The sequence below is a fragment of the Pseudomonas sp. 05T35 genome (genome assembly GCF_056396605.1).
In genome coordinates this window covers 1-5,477 of the sequence record NZ_JBFTLU010000495.1, presented here as the reverse complement: position 1 = coordinate 5,477, position 5,477 = coordinate 1, and the positions used below count along the sequence as shown (strand labels likewise).

Here is a 5,477-nt window from a genome sequence, read left to right as displayed (position 1 = left end):
ACCTGTGGGAGCGAGCCTGCTCGCGAAGAAGCCACCTGGATTTTTCTGAATGACATCAATCGGGCTTTCGATGAAACGCTACGAAAAATTCGCTGACGATATTGCTGAACTGATCCGTTCCGGGGTGCTCGGCCCCGGCCAGCGTGTACCTTCGGTGCGTTACGCCAGCCAGACTTACGGGGTCAGCCCGTCCACGGTGTTCCAGGCTTATTACCTGCTGGAGCGTCGCGGGCTGATCCGCGCCCGACCGCGCTCCGGCTACTTCGTCAACGCCCACGCGCCAAGCCCGTTCTCGGAACCGGTGATCAGCAGCCAGGTCAATGAATCCACCGAAGTCGACGTCAGTGAGCTGGTGTTCTCGGTCCTCGATTCAATCAAGGACCCGAACACCGTGCCCTTCGGCTCGGCCTTCCCGAGCCCGACGCTGTTTCCACTGCAACGCCTGTCACGCTCGCTGGCCAGTGCCGCCAGGGAAATGGACCCCCGCATGGTGGTCACCGACATGTCGCCGGGCAATCCGCAATTGCGTCGGCAAATCGCCCTGCGCTACATGGTCGGCGGCCTGATGCTGCCCATGGAAGAACTGCTGATCACCAACGGCGCACTGGAAGCGCTGAACCTGTGCCTGCAAGCCGTGACCGAACCCGGCGACCTGGTGGCCATCGAAGCCCCGGCGTTCTACGCCAGCCTTCAGGTGCTTGAGCGACTCAAACTCAAAGCGGTGGAAATCCCTGTGCACCCGCGCGACGGGATCGACCTCGGCGTGTTGGCGCAAACCCTCGAACGCCACCCGATCAAAGCCTGCTGGTGCATGACCAGTTTCCAGAACCCCATGGGCGCAACCATGCCCGAGGCCAAGAAACAGGAACTGGTCGAGTTGTTGCGCAGCCATCAAGTGCCGCTGATCGAGGACGATGTCTACGCCGAGCTTTATTACGGCCAGCAAGCGCCGAAACCGGCCAAAGCCTTCGACACCGAAGGGCTGGTGATGCATTGCGGCTCGTTCGCCAAAAGCCTCGCGCCCGGTTACCGCATCGGTTGGGTTGCCGCCGGGCGCTACGCGCAGAAAATCGAACGCCTGAAGCTGATGACCTCGCTCTGCGCCTCGATGCCGGCCCAGGCGGCAATCGCCGATTACCTGCAACACGGCGGCTACGACCGCCACCTGCGCAAACTGCGCTACGCCCTCGAAGAACAGCAAAGCGCCATGCTTGCGGCCATCGCCCGCTACTTCCCGGCCCAGACCCGCGTCAGCCAGCCGGCCGGCGGCTACTTCCTGTGGCTGGAATTGCCATCGCAGATGGATTCGTTGAAGTTGTTCCAGATGGCATTGGCCCAAGGCATCAGCATTGCGCCGGGACCGATCTTTTCACCGACCCAGCGGTTCAGAAATTGTATTCGCTTGAACTACGGCAGCCCGTGGACCGAGGATGCCGAGAAGGCCATGGAAACGTTGGGGCGGATTGTGCGGTCGTTCTGAACGCTGTGTTGCCACCGAGACTGTCAGGTTCTCGGTTGGCGCCCCCTCCCTAACGTCATACCGTTCAACATCGCCAGATACCTGCCCAACGGTCAAAAAAAATACAGCCCACCTGTTATTTCTGACAGTAGACAGGATTCTCTTCAGGGCACTTACTCTATCAGCGCATCACTTTTCGCGTATTTATAAACCTGACTACCCACTTGGCAATCCACTGGCGGAAGCTTTATGACTAATACTAAAGACCTATCAAGTCGCTACTTCCCAGGAACAAATGTGCTACCGAAGGCGGTCGTGGTAGATGCCGACAAAGCAACTATTCTTTATACGAACGCTGTACCCGAATCCGGTGCAATCGTGCGAATACAAACTGACGCAGGCATTGCAAAAGGCGACCTTGTCACATTATTTTTCAAAGGAAACACAGAACACACCGACACATTCGTAGTGCATGACACAAGCACAGCAATTGACATCGTCCTGCCGAAGAGTTTGATTAGAGAAAACATCACAGAAGAAAACATTACACATTGCACTGTTGAATATCGAGTTTCGTCTACTTCAGAACCTGAAAAAAACTCGGCCATCACCACCTTTGCCATAGTTCCCGAACTGACGCCTCTGCGTCAGCCTCTCACACCGTCTATTATCGGTGAGGAGATTGACCCATCCAAGATTCCCGAGCCAGGGTTGCCCGTTGTATTTTATCAACCCGAAAGAATACTTCATGCCCGCTGGACAAGCTTTGCAAAAAGCGGCCGCCTACTCTACGAAGAGGAGTTCGGAGTGCAGAATGAGTCGCACGTGATTGTGCGACCCAGGTCAATAAACGTCCCGGTCGCATAAGAAGCCTTGTCCGACAGCAACCAGWTAATCGCCTCGGCCACTTCATCCGGGCGGCCTCCGCGGGCCATGGGAATGCCCGATTCAAGCTTGCTGACCCGATCCGGATCGCCGCTCAGGGCATGGAAGTCGGTGTAGATGTAGCCGGGACGCACGGCGTTGACGCGGATGCCTTCGCCGGCGACTTCCTTGGACAGGCCGATGGTGAACGTATCCAGCGCCCCCTTGGAAGCTGCGTAGTCGACATATTCGCCCGGCGAGCCGAGGCGTGAGGCGACCGAGGAGACGTTGACGATGCTGCCGCCCTGCCCGCCATGTTTGGGTGACATGCGCAGCAGTGCATGCTTGGCACAGAGAATTGGTGCCAGAACGTTGGTTTTCAGGGTTTTCAGAATGCGGAATTCGGACATTTCATCGACCCGCGACTTTTGCCCGACGGTGCCGGCGTTGTTCACCAGCGCAGTGACACGGCCCAGTTCGGTGTCGACGCGGTGGAACAGGCTGATCACTTCATCTTCGATGCTGACATCAGCGCGCACTGCAATCGCCTGGGCGCCGAGCGCACGGACTTGCTCGAGGACCTGTTGCGCGGCCAGCTCGTCGGCCTGGTAGTTGATGCAGATTCGATAGCCCTGCTCAGCCGCCAGGAGCGCTGTAGCAGCGCCGATACCGCGACTGGCGCCGGTGATAACGATGACTTTGTCCATGCTGATTCCCCCATTCAAACCCGAAACCTTGCGCCGCAAGAATAACCGCCAACGCCGGGTTTTGCATGGCCTCAATCCCCTGGGCCTGCGCTCAACCTGTAGCAGCTGCCGAGCCTGCGAGGCTGCGTTCGGCTGCGCAGCAGTCGTAAAGTCAGTCACCACGGTGCTCCAGGAAAATCCTGCACTCCGGGTTTACGACTGCTTCGCAGCCGAACGCAGCCTCGCAGGCTCGGCAGTTGCTACGGGTCGCCTGCTGCGTTCAACCCGTCACCAATTGCTCGGCCCGGTGGATATCGACCATGAACCTGTCGGCCGGTAACGGGTGACCGAGCAGGTAGCCCTGCAAGGAATCACAGCCTAGCTGAGTCAGGAAGTCCTGTTGCACATCGGTTTCCACGCCTTCGGCGACGATGCGCAAACCCAGCGCCTGCCCAAGGGCGACGATGGCCGAGACGATCGCCGCGTCATCGCTGTCGCGCTCAAGGTCACGGACAAAACCACGGTCGATCTTCAGCTCATTGGCCGGCAGGCGCTTGAGGTACATCAAGCTCGAGTAACCGGTACCGAAGTCATCAATCGACAGGTCGACACCCATTTCCGACAGTTGCTGGAGCACCGTCATGCTCGCGTCGGCATCACTCATGGCGGTGGTTTCGGTAATTTCCAGGGTCAGGCTGTTAGCGGGCAAACGGTGAGTGGCCAGGGCTTTGGCGACGCTCTGAACCAGCCCGGCATGACAGAACTGCAACGCCGAGAGATTCACCGCAATACGCCACTGGGTATACCCCTGGCTGTGCCAGAGGCTCATTTGCCGGCAGGCTTCGTTGAGCACCCAGTCGCCGATGGGGATGATCAACCCGGTTTTCTCCGCCAGTTCGATGAACTTGTCCGGCAGCAGCGTGCCCTGGGTCGGGTGCTCCCAACGCAGCAAGGCTTCGGCACCGACTGGCAGACCATTGCTGGCGTCAAACTTGGGTTGGTAGTGCAGGCTGAATTGCTGGTGCTCGACCGCATTACGCAAATCCTGGAGTATTTGCAGTTGCTTGCGGGCGTTGGTATTCATCGAGGCATCGAAGAAGCTGTAGCCGTTCTTGCCGGCACCCTTGGCGTGATACATCGCCGCGTCGGCGTTCATCAGCAGCTCTTGCGGAGTCTGTCCGTTGCCAGGGTATACGGCAATGCCAACGCTGGCAGAGATCTGCAAGTCGTGTTCAGCCACCCGGAACGCCCGCCCGATCAAACCCACCTGACGCGCCGCCAGGCGCAAGGCATCATCAGGCTCGGCGAGTTGCACCAGCAACACGAACTCGTCACCGCCAATCCGCGCCAGCGTGTCCTGGCTGCGCAGGTCCTCGCGCAAACGTACGCCGACTTCACGCAGCAACTGGTCGCCTATATGGTGACCAAAAGCATCGTTGACCGGTTTGAAACCATCAAGATCAATGAACATCAACGCGAAACAACCGCCCTGCTCCTGCACCACATGCATGGCTTGATCGATGCGGTCGGCCAGCAACACACGGTTCGGCAACCCCGTCAGGGGATCGTGTAACGCCAGTTGGGTAAGTTCACGGTTGGCCAGGGTCAGGGAGTTGGCCAACTCGGCGGTGCGTGCTTCCAGGCGTGCATCGAGGATCGACGTCAGCAGCGCGATGCTCAACACCGCCAGAGTGGTGACCAGCACCAGATTGTCCAGGCCCTTGCCACTGAAACCGTCGACTGCCGCGCCGCAATAGCTGCCATCGGCAAATTGCGCTGCCGCCATCCCTGTGTAGTGCATGCCGACAATCGCGATGCCCATGATCACCGCGGCGCCGCCACGAACGAGGCGCACATACGGGGTGTTCTGGCGTAAACGAAAGGCAATCCACAATGCCGCGGCTGAAGCGCCGACCGCGATCGCCAGCGAAGCACCAAACAATGTCGGATCGTAATCGATACCCGGCTGCATGCGCATGGCGGCCATGCCGGTGTAATGCATGCCGCTGATGCCCGCGCCCATGATCAATGCGCCAAACGCCAGATGCCAGTGCGGCAAACGCGGCTGGCTGACCAGCCACAGCGCGAACCCGCAGGACAGAATGGCGATTGCCAGCGATAACGCGGTGATGCCGATATCGTAGCCGAGGATGAGCGGCAACCTGAACGCCAGCATGCCAATGAAGTGCATCGACCAGACGCCGATGCCCATGGCCAACGCGCCACCCGCCGTCCAAAAGTGAACTGCGTGGCCTTTGGCGGTTGCAATGCGACCGGTCAGGTCCAGGGCGGTATAGGAGGCAAGAATCGCCACGCAAAGGGAGATCAGAACCAGCGCGGGGGAATAGCTACCGATGAGCATCAGAACTTCTCGTGACCGCCCCGCAGGACTGCATCCATGCTCGTTGGGGCAAAGTGCGCGATTGTACTGATTCCATCAACGAACGCACTCACAAAGTGACCAATAG

4 protein-coding genes are annotated in these 5,477 nt (G+C 59.1%); 2 read left to right on the top strand and 2 right to left on the bottom strand.

Going from position 1 to position 5,477, the window contains the following annotated elements:
- The first annotated feature begins 70 nt into the window (after positions 1–70).
- The gene (gene mapR / locus AC1DH9_RS25940) at positions 71–1,480 is read left to right on the top strand and encodes a GntR family transcriptional regulator MpaR (protein WP_427536933.1); all 1,410 of its coding nucleotides are present in this window, start codon (positions 71–73) and stop codon (positions 1,478–1,480) included.
- Between the two features lie 228 nt (positions 1,481–1,708).
- The gene (locus AC1DH9_RS25935) at positions 1,709–2,326 is read left to right on the top strand and encodes a hypothetical protein (RefSeq protein ID WP_477809053.1); all 618 of its coding nucleotides are present in this window, start codon (positions 1,709–1,711) and stop codon (positions 2,324–2,326) included.
- On the opposite strand, the gene AC1DH9_RS25930 is transcribed toward AC1DH9_RS25935, so the two are convergent.
- Positions 2,248–3,030, bottom strand: coding sequence for an SDR family oxidoreductase (locus tag AC1DH9_RS25930; protein ID WP_477809052.1), 783 nt, complete (start codon positions 3,028–3,030; stop codon positions 2,248–2,250). The two genes, AC1DH9_RS25935 and AC1DH9_RS25930, sit on opposite strands and share 79 nt — an antisense overlap.
- 259 nt (positions 3,031–3,289) lie before the next feature.
- The gene (locus AC1DH9_RS25925; protein ID WP_427536939.1) at positions 3,290–5,371 is read right to left on the bottom strand and encodes a putative bifunctional diguanylate cyclase/phosphodiesterase; all 2,082 of its coding nucleotides are present in this window, start codon (positions 5,369–5,371) and stop codon (positions 3,290–3,292) included.
- Positions 5,372–5,477: the final 106 nt, after the last annotated feature.

Excerpts from the sequence above, each read along its gene's own strand:
- mapR (WP_427536933.1), top strand. The coding sequence starts at position 71 with ATGAAACGCTACGAAAAATTCGCTGACGATATTGCTGAACTGATCCGT.
- AC1DH9_RS25925 (WP_427536939.1), bottom strand. The coding sequence starts at position 5,371 with ATGCTCATCGGTAGCTATTCCCCCGCGCTGGTTCTGATCTCCCTTTGC.
- AC1DH9_RS25935 (WP_477809053.1), top strand. The coding sequence starts at position 1,709 with ATGACTAATACTAAAGACCTATCAAGTCGCTACTTCCCAGGAACAAAT.